The organism is Streptomyces sp. NPDC002156, assembly GCF_053593675.1.
Genome location: NZ_JBSFDA010000208.1, coordinates 1 through 16,583 on the forward strand (window position 1 = coordinate 1; position 16,583 = coordinate 16,583).

General features: G+C 72.4%; 12 protein-coding genes. 7 read left to right on the top strand and 5 right to left on the bottom strand.

All coding sequences use genetic code 11. The annotated features are described in order from the left end of the window. Nucleotides 1-96: 96 nt before the first annotated feature. The gene (locus ACWCRB_RS43950) at nucleotides 97-2,154 is read right to left on the bottom strand and encodes a HelD family protein (RefSeq protein WP_451001428.1); all 2,058 of its coding nucleotides are present in this window, start codon (nucleotides 2,152-2,154) and stop codon (nucleotides 97-99) included. Nucleotides 2,155-2,489: 335 nt separating this feature from the next. Here ACWCRB_RS43950 and ACWCRB_RS43955 point away from each other — a divergent pair, with 335 nt between their 5' ends. Further along, nucleotides 2,490-2,675 carry a hypothetical protein gene (locus ACWCRB_RS43955; RefSeq protein WP_451001429.1) on the top strand — a complete coding sequence of 62 codons (186 nt, stop codon included), beginning with the start codon at nucleotides 2,490-2,492 and terminating at the stop codon, nucleotides 2,673-2,675. A 46-nt stretch (nucleotides 2,676-2,721) separates the two neighbouring features. Here the strand turns inward: ACWCRB_RS43955 and ACWCRB_RS43960 are convergent, their stop codons facing one another. Then, nucleotides 2,722-4,371 carry a DNA repair helicase XPB gene (locus ACWCRB_RS43960; protein ID WP_369037661.1) on the bottom strand — a complete coding sequence of 550 codons (1,650 nt, stop codon included), beginning with the start codon at nucleotides 4,369-4,371 and terminating at the stop codon, nucleotides 2,722-2,724. Between the two features lie 205 nt (nucleotides 4,372-4,576). On the opposite strand from ACWCRB_RS43960, the gene fxsA reads away from it, so the two are divergent. From fxsA to ACWCRB_RS43990, 6 genes are all read left to right on the top strand, one after another. Beyond that, complete coding sequence (gene fxsA / locus ACWCRB_RS43965) at nucleotides 4,577-4,759, top strand: FxSxx-COOH cyclophane-containing RiPP peptide (protein WP_451001430.1); 183 nt, start codon at nucleotides 4,577-4,579, stop codon at nucleotides 4,757-4,759. A 107-nt stretch (nucleotides 4,760-4,866) separates the two neighbouring features. Continuing rightward, the gene (gene fsxC / locus ACWCRB_RS43970; protein ID WP_451001431.1) at nucleotides 4,867-6,198 is read left to right on the top strand and encodes an FxsC protein; all 1,332 of its coding nucleotides are present in this window, start codon (nucleotides 4,867-4,869) and stop codon (nucleotides 6,196-6,198) included. Nucleotides 6,199-6,210: 12 nt separating this feature from the next. After that, nucleotides 6,211-10,257: an FxSxx-COOH system tetratricopeptide repeat protein gene (fxsT, locus tag ACWCRB_RS43975; protein ID WP_451001432.1), complete on the top strand. Its 4,047-nt coding sequence runs from the start codon at nucleotides 6,211-6,213 to the stop codon at nucleotides 10,255-10,257. Nucleotides 10,258-10,351: 94 nt separating this feature from the next. Further along, nucleotides 10,352-11,551: an FxsB family cyclophane-forming radical SAM/SPASM peptide maturase gene (locus tag ACWCRB_RS43980; protein WP_451001433.1), complete on the top strand. Its 1,200-nt coding sequence runs from the start codon at nucleotides 10,352-10,354 to the stop codon at nucleotides 11,549-11,551. 105 nt (nucleotides 11,552-11,656) lie between these two features. Further along, nucleotides 11,657-12,766 carry an aKG-HExxH-type peptide beta-hydroxylase gene (locus ACWCRB_RS43985; protein ID WP_451001434.1) on the top strand — a complete coding sequence of 370 codons (1,110 nt, stop codon included), beginning with the start codon at nucleotides 11,657-11,659 and terminating at the stop codon, nucleotides 12,764-12,766. 44 nt (nucleotides 12,767-12,810) lie between these two features. After that, nucleotides 12,811-13,362, top strand: coding sequence for a hypothetical protein (locus ACWCRB_RS43990; protein ID WP_451001435.1), 552 nt, complete (start codon nucleotides 12,811-12,813; stop codon nucleotides 13,360-13,362). 9 nt (nucleotides 13,363-13,371) lie between these two features. Here ACWCRB_RS43990 and ACWCRB_RS43995 read toward each other — a convergent pair whose 3' ends face one another. From ACWCRB_RS43995 to ACWCRB_RS44005, 3 genes are all read right to left on the bottom strand, one after another. Further along, nucleotides 13,372-13,593: a hypothetical protein gene (locus tag ACWCRB_RS43995; protein WP_451001436.1), complete on the bottom strand. Its 222-nt coding sequence runs from the start codon at nucleotides 13,591-13,593 to the stop codon at nucleotides 13,372-13,374. 88 nt (nucleotides 13,594-13,681) lie between these two features. Beyond that, nucleotides 13,682-13,810 (bottom strand): hypothetical protein, encoded by a 129-nt coding sequence (locus tag ACWCRB_RS44000; RefSeq protein ID WP_369037653.1) that lies wholly within the window; start codon nucleotides 13,808-13,810, stop codon nucleotides 13,682-13,684. A gap of 161 nt (nucleotides 13,811-13,971) precedes the next feature. Further along, nucleotides 13,972-16,583 (bottom strand): helicase-associated domain-containing protein (locus ACWCRB_RS44005; protein WP_451001437.1); only part of this gene is annotated, 2,612 nt, incomplete at its 5' end.

Sequence of the window (16,583 nt, forward strand, 5' to 3'; positions counted from 1 at the left end):
AGCGCGTTCAGCGCGATACGGGGGTTCGGGGGCGGAGCCCCCGAGGGATGGGAATGGGTAGGGGCGGCGGGGGCGAGAAACCTTCCCGCGCCGCCCTCAGGCCAGCTCCCCCGGCAACGGCGCCGCATGCGTCACGATCAACCCCGACACCGCCCGGGTCAGACCCACGTACAGGCGCCGCAGGCCCGTGCGTTCGTCGGGCTCGCCGTCCACCACCGCCCGGGGCTCGTCCAGGACCACGTAGTCGTACTCCAGGCCCTTCGCCAACGACGCCGGGACCAGGGTGAGGCGGGTCTCGTGCGTCGTCTCCTCTCCCGGAGACAAGTAGCCGATGCCCGCCGACCCCAGCGCCTCCGCCAGCGCCGGGATTCGCGCGTCCGCCGCGATCAGGCCCGTCGAGCCCTCGTTGCGGAGCAACTCCTCACAGGCGCCCACGACTTCAGTCGTCCCGCCGATCTCCCGTACCTCGAAGAACCCCGGGTTCTCGCGCACCGACGCCACCGGTGTCAGACCCGGCGCGATGTGCGGGAGCAGGCGGGAGGCGTACGTGATCACGTCCGTCGGGACGCGGAAGCCCGCCGTCAACTCCTCCACCACCGCGTCCGACTTGCCCAGGTGACCGAGCGCCTCCTCCCAACTTCGCGTCGCCCAAGGGGTGGTGCCCTGCGCCAGGTCGCCCAGGACCGTCGCCGAGCCCGTCGTGCAGCGGCGGCCCACCGCCCGGTACTGCATCGGCGAGAGGTCCTGCGCCTCGTCCAGGACGACATGCCCGAGCGAGTGCGTGCGCTGGACCAGGTCGGTCGTCTCGTCGATCAACACGGCGTCCGCGGCTGACCACTTGGCCGACTTCACCGACCGGACCGGCTTCGCCCAGAGGATCTCCTTCTGCTCGTCCTCGTCGAGGACTCCCGCCGCGTGGACGGTCAGGAAATCGGCGTCCGTCAGGAGGCGCAGGACCAGTTTCGCGGGATCGACCGGCGGCCAGAGCGTCTTCACCGCCGCCTTCACCGCCGTGTTGCGGGCCACGGCGTCCTGGACGCGGTCGTCGGGTGCCTCGCCCGACCGTTCCATCTGCACCAGCACCGCGTGCGCGATGCGCTGCGGCAGGGCCTCGCGGGCGGCGCCGTAACGGATGCCCCGGTCCAGCAACTCCCGGACGATGACTTCGAGTTCGTACGCCGGGACTCGCCAGCGGCGTGAGCCCCGTACCACGACCACGGGTTCCGTCGGCAGGCTCACGTGGGAGTACACCGCCCTGCGGAGCACCTCCGCCATCCTCGCGTCGCCCTTGATGACCGCTGCCGTCGCGTCGTCCGTGCCGCGCACCTCCACATGGGCCACCAGGTCGTCGACCGTCGCCTGCTTGACCTCCAACTCGCCCAGGGCGGGCAGCACTTGCTCGATGTAGTGGAGGAAGGAGCTGTTCGGGCCGATGACGAGGGTGCCGGTGCGGGCCAGTCGCTCGCGATGGGCGTACAACAGGTATGCGACTCGGTGCAGGCCGACGGCCGTCTTCCCCGTACCCGGACCCCCCTGCACACACACCGAGCCGCTCAGCCCGCTGCGTACGATCTCGTCCTGCTCGGGCTGGATGGTCGCCACGATGTCGCGCATCGGGCCCACGCGCGGGCGCTCGATCTCCTGCTGGAGCAGCTTGCTGGTGGCCGCCGCCTCGGCGGGGTCGGAGAGGTGCTCGTCCTCGTAGGCCGTGAGGTCGCCGCCGGTGTACCCGAAGCGGCGGCGCAGTCCGATGTCCATGGGGTCGTTCTTGGACGCCCGGTAGAACGGCTGGGACACCGGGGCACGCCAGTCGATGACCATGGGGTCGCCGTCGGCGTCGTGGACGTGCCGGCGGCCGATGTGCAGTGTCTGATAAGCGGCCTCCGGCCGCGGGCGTTCCCCCTCCGCGCCCTCGGCCTGCTCGGCGCCGGGTGCGTGGAGGTAGTCGAGGCGGCCGAAGAACAGGGGGGTGTGACTGAGGTCGGCGAGGGCCTTGATCCGCTCCTCGATCTGGCGGGAGAGAACCGCCGCGTTGACCCAGTTCGCGGTGACGTCCTTGATGTCGAGGGCCTCCGCGTCCTCACGCATGGCCCGCAGGGCCGCCCGTGAGTCACTGAGATGGGAGCGCTCACGGCCGAGGGGGTCGTCGGACATGGGGATGGGGCTGGACAAGGGGGTGCCTCCGGATGCCTGCTGCGCGGCTGCTGCTGGGGTGTGACGTCGAGAGCCGACCGGTTTCCGTCCGGGCGGCGGCGCTCCACGACGGGAGGCGGGCAAGAGCGGAGATTTTAGGGGAGGCGAGGAGGCGGAGGCCAATCAATTTCGACGCCCCCAGCACGCTCGCACCCGGCTACGTCGTCCGTAGTCCCCTAGGGGGCAGGCTCCACCTTCTTATAGAGGAGACGTCCACCCGGAGTCGTACGGCGATACGACTGAGGTTCGCCCCGCAGACCGATGGCATCGGGGGCCCCGGACGCGACCATGGATACATGAGCGCAGCAACCTTCACCCCCGCGTCCGTGTCCTCCAGCCGCCCCGGCGCCACCGCCGTGCAGGGCGGCCGCAGCCACCGCCTCGGCGACGCCCTCCGCGCCGTCAAGGTGTTCACCGGCGCCGCCCTGAGCGTCGTACTCCTCGGCGAATACGGCGAGGAGGCGGGCGTGCGCCGCAGGTGAGCGGCGCCGGTATCAGCCTCCCGAACAGCCTCCGCCGTCAGCCCTGTCAGCTCTCGTCCGAAGCCAACAGCTCGTCCGCGTCCACGATCCGGTACGCGTACCCCTGCTCCGCCAGGAACCGCTGGCGGTGTGCCGCGAAGTCCTGGTCGATGGTGTCCCGGGCGACCACCGAGTAGAAGTGCGCCTTGTGGCCGTCGGCCTTCGGGCGCAGTACCCGGCCCAGGCGCTGGGCCTCCTCCTGGCGTGAACCGAACGTGCCCGAGACCTGGATGGCGACCGTCGCCTCCGGCAGGTCGATCGAGAAGTTCGCGACCTTCGACACCACCAGTACGCTGATCTCGCCCTGCCGGAACGCCTCGAAGAGCTTCTCGCGCTGTGAGTTCGGGGTCTCGCCCTTGATGACGGGGGCGTTCAAGTGCTCGCCCAGTTCGTCCAGTTGGTCGATGTACTGGCCGATGACGAGGATCTGCTGACCGGCGAAGCGGCGCACGATCGCCTCCGTGACCTTGCGCTTGGTCGCGGTGGTCGCACAGAAGCGGTACTTCTCCTCCGTCTCGGCGGTGGCGTATGCTAGACGCTCCGACTCGGTGAGGTTCACCCTCACCTCTACGCAGTCCGCCGGCGCGATGTAGCCCTGCGCCTCGATCTCCTTCCACGGCGCGTCGAAACGCTTCGGGCCGATGAGGGAGAACACGTCCGACTCGCGGCCGTCCTCGCGGACCAGGGTCGCCGTGAGACCGAGCCGTCGCCTCGCCTGCAGGTCCGCCGTGAACTTGAAGACCGGGGCCGGCAGCAGGTGCACCTCGTCGTACACGATCAGGCCCCAGTCGCGGGAGTCGAACAGCTCCAGGTGCGGGTAGACGCCCTTTCGCCTGGTCGTCAGTACCTGGTACGTGGCGATGGTGACCGGGCGGATCTCCTTCTTCGTGCCGCTGTACTCGCCGATCTCCTCCTCGGTCAGCGACGTCCGCTTCACCAGCTCGTGCTTCCACTGCCTCGCCGAGACCGTGTTCGTCACGAGGATCAGGGTCGTGGCCTTCGCCTCGGCCATCGCACCGGCCCCGACCAGCGTCTTTCCCGCTCCGCAGGGGAGGACCACCACTCCGCTGCCGCCGTGCCAGAAGTTCTCCACGGCCTGCTGCTGGTACGGGCGCAGCGCCCAGCCGTCCTCGGCCAGCTCGATCGGGTGCGCCTCGCCGTCGACGTACCCGGCGAGGTCCTCGGCCGGCCAGCCCAGCTTCAGCAGCACCTGCTTGATCTGCCCGCGCTCGGAGGGGTGCACGGCCACGGTGTCCGGGTCCAGGCGGGCGCCGACGAGCGGGGTGATCCGCTTCGAGCGGAGGATCTCCTCCAGGATCGGGCGGTCCGTGGTCGTCAGGACCAGGCCGTGCGCCGGGTGCTTGGAGAGGGTGAGACGGCCGTAGCGGTCCATCGTCTCGGCGATGTCGACGAGCAGCGCGTGCGGCACGGGATAGCGGCTGTACTGCACGAGCGCGTCGACGACCTGCTCGGCGTCGTGCCCCGCCGCCCGCGCGTTCCACAGGCCCAGCGGGGTCACCCGGTAGGTGTGGATGTGCTCGGGGGCGCGCTCCAGCTCGGCGAACGGCGCGATGGCCCGACGGCAGTCGCCGGCCTGCTCGTGGTCGACCTCCAGGAGCAGGGTCTTGTCCGACTGGACGATGAGTGGACCATTCACGTACGTACACATCCCTTCCGTACGGTCAAACGTCCAGTGTGCCCCATCGCGGGGGTGACCCCTGGGGCGGCGTCGGCTACGAAAGGCTGTGCGGAGGTTACGGAGTGGGTTGTTGTTCTGGATCAGGCGTCCCAGTCCCGATACGCTGCGTCAGGTTTCGCGTGCCACGGACCTGACAGCGCACGCGTATGTGCGAAGGATGCCGATGGACGCTAGCGCCCGGATCGACTCATGTCTGCTCGATGTCACAGACCTGAGCATGGACGCGCTGGACGAACTGCTCGAAACGCTGCCGGACAACGCGCTGGGAGCGATGTTGCGACGGGTGGTCGACGAGGCGGTGAACCCGGTCGGGGTGCCGTACGCAGCATTCGAATCCTCGATCTGAGGGGGCGGCTTGAGCCGGTACCGCTCTGGGTATGACCATGACCCGGACGTGCACCGGGGTGCAGGCGGCATGCCGTCAGGTCGGCCCGGGAGGTATCGGGGGGCGCTTTGGTTCAGGAGCCGTACTTCTTCCTCAGCTATGCGCGGAAGGACGATCGCGACGAGTTCGTGAAGCGGTTCTACGACGATCTCGCACTGGAGCTGCGCCGCATCGGCGCCGATCCGTCCGCGCAGCCGCCGTTCCGGGACGTCGAGCGCCTCGGCCTCGGCGCGGACTGGGCGCGGGTGCTCGGCGGCGCCGTCGGGCACTGCCGTGCGTTCGTCGCGCTGTACTCCCCGTCCTATCTGAGCAGCGAGTACTGCGGCAAGGAGTGGACGGCGTTCCGGGAGCGGCTGGACAAGTACCGCCAGGAGACCGAGATCGATGTGCCGGCCCTGGTCCCGGTGCTGTGGGCTCCCATGGAGGGCGAGCTGCCCGACGGGATCGCCCGTTATCAGTACAACGAGGCCGGCATGGGGCAGGAGTACGCCACCCACGGGCTGATGCACATCCTGCGCACCGACCCGACGGGCCCGGTCTACCGCACGGTCGTCGAGAAGGTCGCGGCCCGGGTGCGGATGGCCGCGGACCGCTTCCGGCTGCCGCTCACCCCCGGCCTAGATCTGAGCGAGGTCCGCGGGCTGTTCCCGGTGGCCGAGCAGCAGCGGCCCGCGGAACCCGGCACCGGGCACGTCCAGGTCTTCCTGGCCGCCGGGGTCGCCGACCCGCTGCCGGAGGGGCGGCAGCGGCCCGAGTACTACGGGCGCTCCCCGCGCGAGTGGACGCCGTACCACCCGCCCAAGTACCCCACGGTCGCCCACCGGGCGCAGAAGGTGATCGTGGAGGAGGGCTACACGAGCAACATCGAGCTCGTCGACGCCGGTCTGAGCGGGCGCCTCGACGAGACGATGGTGAACAACCAGACGAGCATCCTGCTGGTCGACCCGTGGGCCGTGCGCTCCGAGGCCTACCGGGACGTGCTCGCCGAGTACGACGGCCAGTACCGCCCGGCCACCGGCGTCCTGGTGCCGTGCCACGACGCCGACGAGGAGTCCGTCGGCGAGGTGATCTGGCAGGACCTGAGCCAGGTGCTGTGGCGCAACTGGCGCCGGCGCAACGACCCGCACGATCCGCTGTTCCGGGTGCGCGTGGACGCGGAGGAGTTCGACGACCGGCTCGCCGTGATGCTGACGGTGGCGCAGAACCGGCTGATGGAGATGGAGAGCACCACCCCCTACCGGCTCCCGGTGGGCCCGCCCCCGCCCCCGCTGCACGGCCTCACGATCCCGGGCCCGGCGCCCTCGGCCCCGCAGGAGCCGCCCCGGGACTTCGGCGGACACGACCCCCACGACCTCCACGACCCCGAGGAGCCCGGCGGACCGCCCGCGCCTCGCTACTAAGGACACACGACGATGACCACTAGGACGATGACCACCAGGCCTACCGGACCGGGCAAGATCGTCACGTTCTACTCGTACAAGGGCGGCACCGGCCGCACCATGGCGCTGGCCAACGTCGGCTGGATCCTCGCCGGCGCCGGCCACCGGGTCCTGCTGGTCGACTGGGACCTGGAGGCGCCCGGCCTGCACCGCTATCTGCACCCGCTGCTGGTCGACCCCGAGCTGCGCTCCTCCAACGGTCTGATCAACATGGTGCAGTCGTACGTACGGACCGTGCTGAGCCCCCAGGAGCCGGCCGTCCGGGCCACGCCCGCCGGGGGCGGTCCGGAGCAGCCCGGCCCGGCCGCCACCGCCACCGCCACGGCCGAGGCAGACGACTGGCTGCGTGCCGCCGCCGACCTGTCGCCGTACACCATCGGGCTGCTGCTTGAGCTGCCCTCCGGCGGCCGGCTCGACTTCGTGCCCGCCGGACGCCAGTCGGCCGCCTACTCCGCCGCCGTCACCAGCTTCAACTGGCACACCTTCTACGACCAGCGCGGCGGCGGGCACTTCCTGCAGGCCCTGCGCGAGGAGATGATCTCCAAGTACGACTACGTACTGATCGACAGCCGGACCGGCGTCAGCGACACCTCCGGCATCTGCACGATCCTGCTGCCCGACATCCTCGTCGACTGCTTCACCATGAGCGTCCAGAGCATCCGGGGCGGGGTCGACGCGGCAGCCGCCGTACAGCGCACCGCGCCCCGGCCCATCAGGGTGCTGCCGGTCCCCATGCGGGTCGAGGAGGCCGAGACCGAACGGCTGGAGGCAGGGCGGGACTTCTGTCGCACCGAGTTCGGGCCCTTCCTGTCCTGGCTGGGCGAGGAGGAGCACGCTCGCTACTGGGGCGAGATCGAGATCCCGTACAAGGCGTTCTACGCCTACGAGGAGATACCCGCCACGGTCGCCGACCGGCCGCGCCAGGAACGCTCGCTGCTCACTGCGTTCGAGCGGCTCACCGAATGGATCTCGGAGGGCCAGGTGCGCCGCCTCGCTCCGCTGCCCCCGGAGCGCCGCGCCGAACTGCGCACCGCCTATCTGCGCGTCCCCCGTACCCTGCCCACCCAGATCTACGTCAGCTACGCACCGCTCGGCCGCATGTGGGCCGAGTGGGCGGCGGAGGCCCTGGAGTCGGTCGGCTACCAGGTCTCGCTGCACAGCACCGTCGGCCCGGTCGGCGGTGTGCTCCCCGAGGTGGCCGGCACGCTGGGCGGCCAGGGCCGGCTGCTGGCGCTGCTGTCCCCCGAGTACGCGGCCCAGCCCCGGGCCGCCGCGATCCGCTTCCAGCTCGCCGGGCACGAGACCGCCGACGGCCCCGGCATGCTCGCCGTCCGCATCCAGGACCTCGAACCGGCCGCCGCCGAGGCCTACCTCGACAGCACGGCCGCCGACCTCGGCCGCAGCGGCCCGGCAGAGGCCTTCGACCAGCTCGTCGCCGTACTCGGAGTGCCCCCGGGCCGCCGACTCCCGGACGGCTCGACCCCGGCCGCCGGCACCACCCTGCCCAGCTTCCCCGGCTCCATACCCGGGGCCCAGCGCCTGCCCTCCCGCAACCTCACCTTCACCGGACGCGGCCCCCTCCTGGAACGGCTGCGCGACCACTTCACCGCCGGCCCCGCGGCCGCCGTACCCAGCCAGGTGCTGTACGGCCTCGGCGGCATGGGCAAGACCCAGACCGCCCTGGAGTACGCCCACCGCTACAAGTCCGCCTACGACGTGGTCTGGTGGATCGACGCCGCCCAGCCCGGCTACATCCGCTCCGCCCTCGCCGACCTCGCCCCCTACCTCGACCTGGAGGAGGGCGAGGACGTGCGCGGCACCGCCGAGGCCGTGCTGCGCGCCCTCGGGCAGGGACGGCCGTACAAACGCTGGCTCCTGGTGTACGACAACGCGGGCAGCCCCACCGAGCTGGAGGGCCTGCTGCCCGAGGGGCCGCCCGGCGGGCATGTGCTCGTCACCTCCCGCGACCGGGCCTGGGTCAACAGCGTGGGGCGGGCCGAGGTGGAGGTGTTCACCCGCGCGGAGAGCGTCGAACTCCTCAACAGGTTCAGCCCGTTGCTCGCCGTCGAGGACGCCGAACAGGTCGCGCACGAACTCGGCGACCTGCCGCTCGCGGTGGGCCAGGCGGCGGTCTGGCTGAGCCAGAGCAGCATGCCCGTCGAGATGTACCTCGCCCGGCTGCGCGACCGGCCCACCGACATCCTCGACGACACCTCGCTGCCGCCCAGGGAGTACCCCACCTCCGCGGCCATGACCTGGAAGCTGGCGGTGGCCGAGCTGCGCGAGCGCAACCAGGCCGCCGTCGAGATGCTGGAGATCTGCTCCTTCTTCGGCCCCGACCCGATCCCCATGCGGCTCCTCTACAGCCGTGCCGTCACCAGCGCCCTCACCCTGGACGACGAGGAACCCCGCGACGAGATGGCCGTCGCCCAGCTGCTGCGCGCCCTCAGCAGGTTCGGGCTGGCCCGCAGCGACCAGGGCAGCGAGACCCTGACCGTGCACCGGCTGGTCCAGGCGGTCATCCGGGACGGCGTCGGCCCGCGCTGGGCGGAGCTGCGCGGAGTGGTGCACAGGGCACTGGCGGACGCCAACCCCGGCAACCCGGACGCCACCGCCGACTGGAACGAGTACAACGAACTCGTGGCGCACCTGGAACCGTCGCGCGCCTCGGCCGACCCCAACCCCGACGTCCGCAGACTCGTCATCGACTCGGTGCGCTACCTGTGGAAGCGCAGCCTCTACGGCACGGCCCACGACCTCGCCACCCGCACCCTGGAACGCTGGGGGCGGCCGGGCTTCCCGGGCGGTGGCTCCGACGACGTGCTCACCCTGCAGCTCCGCACCCAGCTGGGCAACGTACTGCGCTCGCAGGGCAGACTCGCGGAGGCGTACGAACTCGACTCCGACGTGCTGCGCAGGTTCACCGCGACCAAGGGCGCCGAGTACCCCGCCACCCTCGCCGCGGCCAACAACGTCGGCGCCGACCTGCGGGCCCTCGGCCGCTACCAGGAGGCCCGCGAACTGGACCGGAACACCTGTGAGGTGGCGCGCCGCGAGTTCGGCGAGGACCACCAGCGGACTCTGATGTACGTCAACAACCTCGGTATGTCCGAGTATCTGGCCGGCGACCGCCGGGCGGCCCTGGCACTGCACCGCTCGGTCTACGAACGGCAGCGCCAGAACCAGGGCAGCATGAAGCCGCGCACCCTGAGCCTGGCCAACAACTACGCCCGTGACCTGCGCGAGACCGGCGAACTGGCGGAGGCCCTGCGGCTGCTGGAGACGACCACCCGCCTTTACCAGCAGCTCCTCGGCGACGGACACAGCGACACCCTGCGGGCCCGCAAGAACCTGGCCGTCGCCCTGCGCCGGGACGGCCGCTACGGCGAGGCCCACGACATCGACCAGGACATCTACAACCGTCTCCTCCTGGTCCATGGCGCCGACCACTACGACACCCTCGCCGCCGCCTGCAACCTGGCCAGCGACTTCGCCGCGCTCGGCGAGATCGGCCAGGCGCTGGAGCTGGCCGAGCGGGCCCTCGGCCGCTACAAGGACTACCTGGGGGAGGAGCACCCGGTCACCCTGGTCTGCGCCAGCAACATGGCGGTGTACCTGCGGCTGCTGGGCCGCGTGGAGGAGGCGCTCGCGTTCTCGGGCCGCACCACGGAGCAACTGCGCAGTGTCCTCGGGGAGTCGCACCTGTACACGTACAGCTGCATGCTCAACCACGCCAACGACCTGGTGACGGCCGGCCGGACCGAGGAGGCCGTCGCCCTGGAGACCGCCGTACTGGACGGACTGCTGCCGGTTCTCGGGCCCGACCACTACGACGTCATCGGCTGCACCTCCAACCTGTCGCTGAGCCTGCGCGCCCTGAACCGCACGACGGAGGCGGACGACCTGCACAACGACGCGCTGGAGAGGGCCAGGCGAACCCTGGGTCCGGACCATCCGACGGCCCGGGCGGTCGCGGAGGGGATACGCCTGGACTCGGACATCGAGCCGCCGACGACGTGAGCGGGCGTCAGGTGACCGGGTCCGCCCGGCAACTGACAGACGGTAGGCTGCGGCCACCCGCAAGCCGCAACCCCTGATCCAGCGAGGCCGGACCATGGTTCCCTTCCGGCAGTTCCTGCTGAAGATCCACAGCCGTTGCAACCTCGCGTGCGACTACTGCTACGTGTACGAGTCGGCCGACCAGAGCTGGCGTGACCGTCCCCGGACCATGGACCTGGCGACGGTCCGCCGAGCCGCCGCCCTCATCGCCGAGCACGCCCGCACCCATGGTCTGGCCGAGGTCCAGGTCATCCTGCACGGCGGCGAGCCGCTGCTGGTGGGCGCGGCGAGGCTGGAGTCCATGCTGCGGGTGCTCGCCGACGCCCTGGACGGGGTGGCGGCCCTCCGTCTCACGCTCCAGACGAACGGCCTGCGACTGGCGGAGGACCCGGCGCTGTTACCGGTCCTGGCCCGGTACGGCGTACGGATCGGCGTCAGCCTGGACGGCACCCCGGCCAACCACGACAGGCACCGCAGGCGCCCGGACGGCCGCGGCAGCCACGCGGGAGTCGCGCGGGCGCTCAGGCTCTTGCAGGACGGCCCGTACCGCCCCCTGTACGCGGGCGTACTGTGCGCGATCGACCTGGCGGCCGACCCGGTGGAGACGTACGAGGCCCTGCTGGAGTTCGCCCCGCCCCGCCTGGACCTGCTCCTGCCCCACGCCACCTGGCACACCCCGCCACCCGGTCTGCCCGGCCGCACCACCCCGCCCTCGGCTCCGCCCGGCGTGGACCCCGAGGAGCCGGTGCCGTACGCCCGCTGGCTCTGCACGGTGTTCGACCACTGGTACGAAGCCCCGAGCCGACGGACCGGTATCCGGCTCTTCGAGGAGATCTCGGTCCTGCTGCTGGGCGGCACCGCCCGCAGCGAGTCGGTCGGACTCGCCCCGGTGGACCTGGTGGTGGTGGAGACCGACGGCACGATCGAACAGGCCGACTCCCTCAAGGTCACCTACCCGGGCGCCCCGGCCACCGGCCTGGACGTCTTCGCCCACACCTTCGCGGACGCGGCCCGCCACGAGGCGTTCCGGGCCCGCCAGCGAGGCAGGGCGGGCCTCGCCCCGGTCTGCACGGCCTGCCCCCGAGCGGAGGTCTGCGGCGGCGGCCTGTACGCCCACCGCTACCGCCCCGGGGCAGTACCGACCCCCTTCGCGGCCCCGTCCGTCTACTGCCCGGACCTGGCGGTCCTCGTCGATCACATCGCCGACCGCCTGAGCCGGGACGTCCCGGCCGTTGTGGCATCGGCGCGGGGGTGAGGGTGGCGTGGCTGGTGCAGGGGTGCCGGGATGACACCGGCACGGCCGGTTCCGAGATGACGGCGGCGCCCCGCGCCCGCCTCGACCCGCGAGGAGCAAGCCCCCGTGTCCGACCCAGCCCCGCTCCGGTCTTCCGGCCCGCCCCCTGACACCCCTTCCGCCCCCAGCCCCCTCGCCCCCCACGACTTCGACCCTGACCTGTTCGACGCCGTCGCCCGAGCCCGGGGTGGTGCCGACGCCGTCGCGGTGCTGCGCCGGGGGCAGTTGGGCAAGCGCATGTTGCTGGTGGTGGCCGTGCGGCGGGCGTTGGCCCCCGATGCCGGTTTCGAGGAGCCGTACCGGCGGTTGTCCGAGATGCACCGTGACGATCCGGAACGTTGGCGGCGGACGATGCTCTATCCCTACCTGGACGAGGGGCTGGCCCGTGCGCTGGGTGAGTCGGCTCAGGGTGGGCGGCCCGATCTTGGCTGGTTCGGTGAGTTGGTTCGGGGTGGGGCGGACGCGCTGTCCGGGGCGCGGGTGCTGTCCGCCGAGTGCGACGGCGTCGTGCTGCGTGTCCGGCTCGACGACCGGGGCCCCTTCCGCGCCATCCACGGTCACCTGCCCGCCGGGCCGCAGACCGGGGACGAGGTCCGTGACTGGCAGCGGTTGCTGGACGGTGCCTGGCGGGTTCTCGTGCGCCGCCATCCCTGGCATGCCCGGGCCCTTGCCGCCTGTCTGACCACCCTGGTGCCGCTGCACCCCGCTCCCGGCGGTACGGCGGTCAGTTCGGCCGCCCGCCGGGCCTACGGCGCCGTCGCCCTCTCCCCGCCCGGCGACCCCGTGCTCCTCGCGCTGACCCTGGTCCACGAGTTCCTGCACGTCCAGCTCGGCGCCCTGCTCGACCTGGTCCCGCTGTACGGACCGCCCTCCCCGGCCCGCTACGACGCCCCCTGGCGCCCCGACCCGCGTCCGCTCGACGCGCTCCTCCAGGGGACCTACGCCCACCTCGGCGTCTGCGACTTCTGGCACACAGAACGGGCCGCCGTCCCGCCCGACCCCCGGGCCGAGCAGGAGCACACCACCTGGTACGGCCACACCCACACCGCCGTCGACACACTCCTCGGCAGCGGCGAACTCCTGCCCCCCGGCCGCCGCTTCACCGAGGAGATGCGCCGCGCCCTCGCACGCTCGCGCGAATTCCCCGGCAACCTTGGGCACCTTCCGACCGTCTGAACGGGCGGACCCGCGCGGTGCGCACGGGCCGGAAGGAGTCGGCGGTGACGTCCACACGCTTCTGGGCATCCGGTGTCGGAGCCGCGGCGGTACTGGTGGCCACGGGTGCGTGGGTGCTGTGGCCGACGGGGATCGACACTCACCTGTGGGGCGAGGTACGGCCCGTGATCGAGACCCGGCTCGTGGCCGACTCCCGGGGCAGCGGTTACGAGGAGACCGTGCCCGGGAGCAGGGTGCGGTGGTTCTGCCGGGCGGAGCCGCTCGAACTCCGTGCGGACGGCGACGGCTTCGTACGGGCCGGTGTCAACACCCTGTGCATGGCGTACGGAACCCGCGCGGGCGCTCTCGTGGAGTGCGGCGGCTCCAGCTACCCGCAGGTCGTGCGGCTGGAGCGGGACGACGACGCCCCCGGCGGCTACCGCGTCGTGTCGCGGGAGGAGCCGCCGGACGGCGCGGGCTACGCGGAGTGGACGGAGGACCACTTCAGCTTCCTCACCGAGTCCGACGCCGACGACACCCTCTCGTCCACCGCCCTGGAGACCGCCGCCCGAGCCCACTTCGGCCTGCCCTCGGACGCCCGGATCGCGGCCTGCTGACCTGCCCGGCTACTTCAGGAGCGGCAGGTTGAGGTTGTTGACCAGTGGTCCTTCGATGGTGACGCCCTCGGTGACCAGGGACTCGACGCCCGGCAACGGCAGCGGGAGCGCGGACGTGGCCGCCGAGGACTCGGGCGCGAGTACGGCGACGAGGGCCGCCGCGGAGAGCAGCACGGCGGCGGCGGTCAGGACGACGACGGAACGGGTGCGGGCGGGGGGTTTGGCACGCATGGGGACTTCGGAGGCCTTTCCGGCAGAGGTACAGCAAAAAGGGGGGAGGGGGCGGGCCGGGCCCGGGGCGCCGGGCCCGGCGCCCGCGTCAGATGGCCGGGGTCTCGATGACCAGGCCGGCGATGTCGATGCCGATGGCCGCGGCCTGGGTGGTGAAGGCGCCGAGGAGCAGGGCGGTGGCGGCCAGGAGGGTGGCGACACGACGGGCAGAACGCATGGGACGGAACTTCCTTTCACTGCACTTGATCAGGACGTTCCGTGGCTGCCCAGCGGTCCGTTCAGGGATGCGGAACAGGCCCGAAGCTCCCTCGTGCGTGGGAAGTCTCCGGCGTGGCGCGCATGGATTCGGGGCGCCACCCGTACGAGTGACGGCGGCGGTTACCGCTGGTCGTCCGCCAGCTCCGCCACGCCCGTGACCCGGTGCAACGGGTACGTCCGTACCTCGTCCGCGGTGTGGTCGTACGCCGTCACGAAGCCGCCCTCCACGCGGATCGGCGCGATGACGCGTTGACTGGCGGAGCCCTCCGCGTTGACGTACCCGATCCACACCGCCTCGCCGGTCATCACGGCGGCCTGCATGGTGGCCAGGGTCTCGGCGGAGCTGGTGCGCGGGAGGTCGCCGTTCGCGGCCGGGGTCTCCGTCGGCTTGCGCGGGGTCGTCGAGGCCAGGTCGCCCGCCCTGATCGCGCGGATCGCCGCCGAGAGCAGCGTGCCGTCGGGGGACGGCGGGCCGTCCGGCACCGGGTCCGGGGCCGTGCGCGGCGGGGTGCGATGGGCGTGGGCGCGGGTGATCAGGACGTCGCCCTCGGCGGACTCGGCGGCGGGCGCAAAGCCCATCGCGCGCAGACCGTCGAGGAGCGAGGCAGGGTCGGTCTGGGCGGCCAGCACCGTCGGCGCCAGGCGCCGCAGCCGCAGATTCGCGGACCGCTTGTCGGCGAGGATCTCGCTGAGCACCGAGTCGTCGTCGCAGCGCACGTACGCCGAGGCCGCGCCGATCCGCAGATGCCCGTGTCTGCGGGCCACGTCGTCGATGAGGTAGGCGAGGGGCTGCGGGACCGGCGTACGGGAGTGGGCGGTCAGGAAGTCGTGCAGGTCGGAGGCGGAGCGGCCGGCATCCAGGGCACGGCGTACGGAGCCCGGGGTGAAGCGGTAGACCGTCGCGCCGCCCTTCGACTCGACGTCCGCGAGCACGTCGAGCATCTCGGCCAGCGGGCGCTCGAGCGGGCCCGGGGCCACCGCCGTCAGGTCCGCCTGGAGCAGGACGTGGTCGAGCGGCTCGGGGAGGAGGGGGGTGAGGAGGCGGGCGGCCGTCGCGGAGGCCGTGGCCTGCTCGGGGGCGGTAAGGGGTTCCGGGGCGGGATGCCGGTGATGGTGGACCGGGAGTTTGTCGCCGGGGCCGGTCGGCTCGGGCGCCTTCGCCGGAGCCGCGGGGAGGCCCAGCAGGGCCCGGCCCTGTGCGGAGAGCGCGCCCCGGCCCGTGACGCCCAGCGACTCGGCCTCGGACAGGGTCCAGCGGGCGAGCCGGGTGCGCAGGTCCTCGTCGCCGCCGTCCCTCTCCTGCTGCGGGCCGCGCGTCGGACGCTCCCAGTGCAGCCGGGCCAGCACCGACTCGACGGTCGGCGAGGTGCCCTCAGGGAGGGCCGCCAGCAGGGTCAGCACCCGGTGCCGTACCTCCGGCGCCGCCGACCGGTCCAGGCCAGGTCCGAGCGCGGACAGCGTCCGGTCCTTGGTGTCCCGGCCGCCGATCACCCCGGCCGTCCGGGTCGCCGTCAGCCAGGCCTCCGCGAGCCGCGCCCAGCGCGTGGCGGCGGGCAGCTCCAGCCACTCGTCGTACGCCGGGGTCGCCGCGTACCGCTCGTCGGCCTCGCCGTCGGACGCCAACAGGCCCGCCGCGTAGGCGAGTTCGACCCAGAAGGCGGCCACCGGCTCGGAGAGGTCGAGGGCGACGGCCGTCCGCTTGAGATCACGGACGCTGAGCCCACCGGCCCGCAGTACCGCCGGGCCGCCCTCGTCCCACTCCTTCAGCAGCTCCTCGACGGTCGCGAGCGCGGTGTACGCCTGCCCGGCCGCCGCGTTGTCCACAACCTGTGGACGATGCGTCGCGGCCGGCTCGACACCCGGCGGCAACGGCTCGGTCGTACGGTGCGCCCGGCCCTCGCGCAGATGCAGGGCCACTTCACGCGGCAGTACGACGGTGCCGGGCGCCGTGGGCAGCAGGAGCCCCCGGTCCAGCAACAGGCGCAGATGCGCGGCCGGTTCGGCGGTGACCTGGCCGTACGGCGGCCCCCAGACCAGCCGCCGCAGGACGTCGACGGAGTCCGCGGAGGTGGAGTCCAGCAGCGCGGCCATCCGCTTCCGGTCCGTGAACAGGGCGGTCAGCGAGGCCACCGCGCTCACCGAGTCGTGCGTCGACGTGAGCCCCGCCGCCGTCACGATCTCCTGGATCCGCCCCGGCGACATGCCCGCCGTCGCCTCCGCGACCGTCGGGCCGAGCCCCGTCGGGGACGGATGCTGCGGCGAGGGCGCCAGCAGCTCACGTGCCGTACGGACGAGGCGGAGGCGGTCCGTGCCGCCCCACACCAGGGCCTGCTCGCGCAGCACGGTCAGGGCACGGGGGAGGGCGGTGGCCACGGCCGGATCACGGGCGTCGCCCGCGAGGAGGGCCAGCAGGCCGTCGTACGTCGCCGGGTCCGGGGCGACGGCCAGCGCCTGGGCCGTCTGGAGGGTGAACCTGTCCAGGCGCTCCAGGGCGCGTACGACCGACGCGCGGGTGCCGGCGCGGGTGGCCAGTTGCGTGAGGTCGGTCGGGACGGGGGTGATGAGGTCGGGGCGGCTGCGCAGCAGCGCGGCCAGGGACGCGTCGTCCCGCGCGCGAAGCGCTTCCGCGAGTGAGCGCGGTGCTGGTGCCGCTGCGCTGGGCGTCCGCCCTGGTACTGGCCGTGCTCGCGCTCCGAGGCGGGCTCGGCGCCCTGCGCCAGTACCGCGGCGGC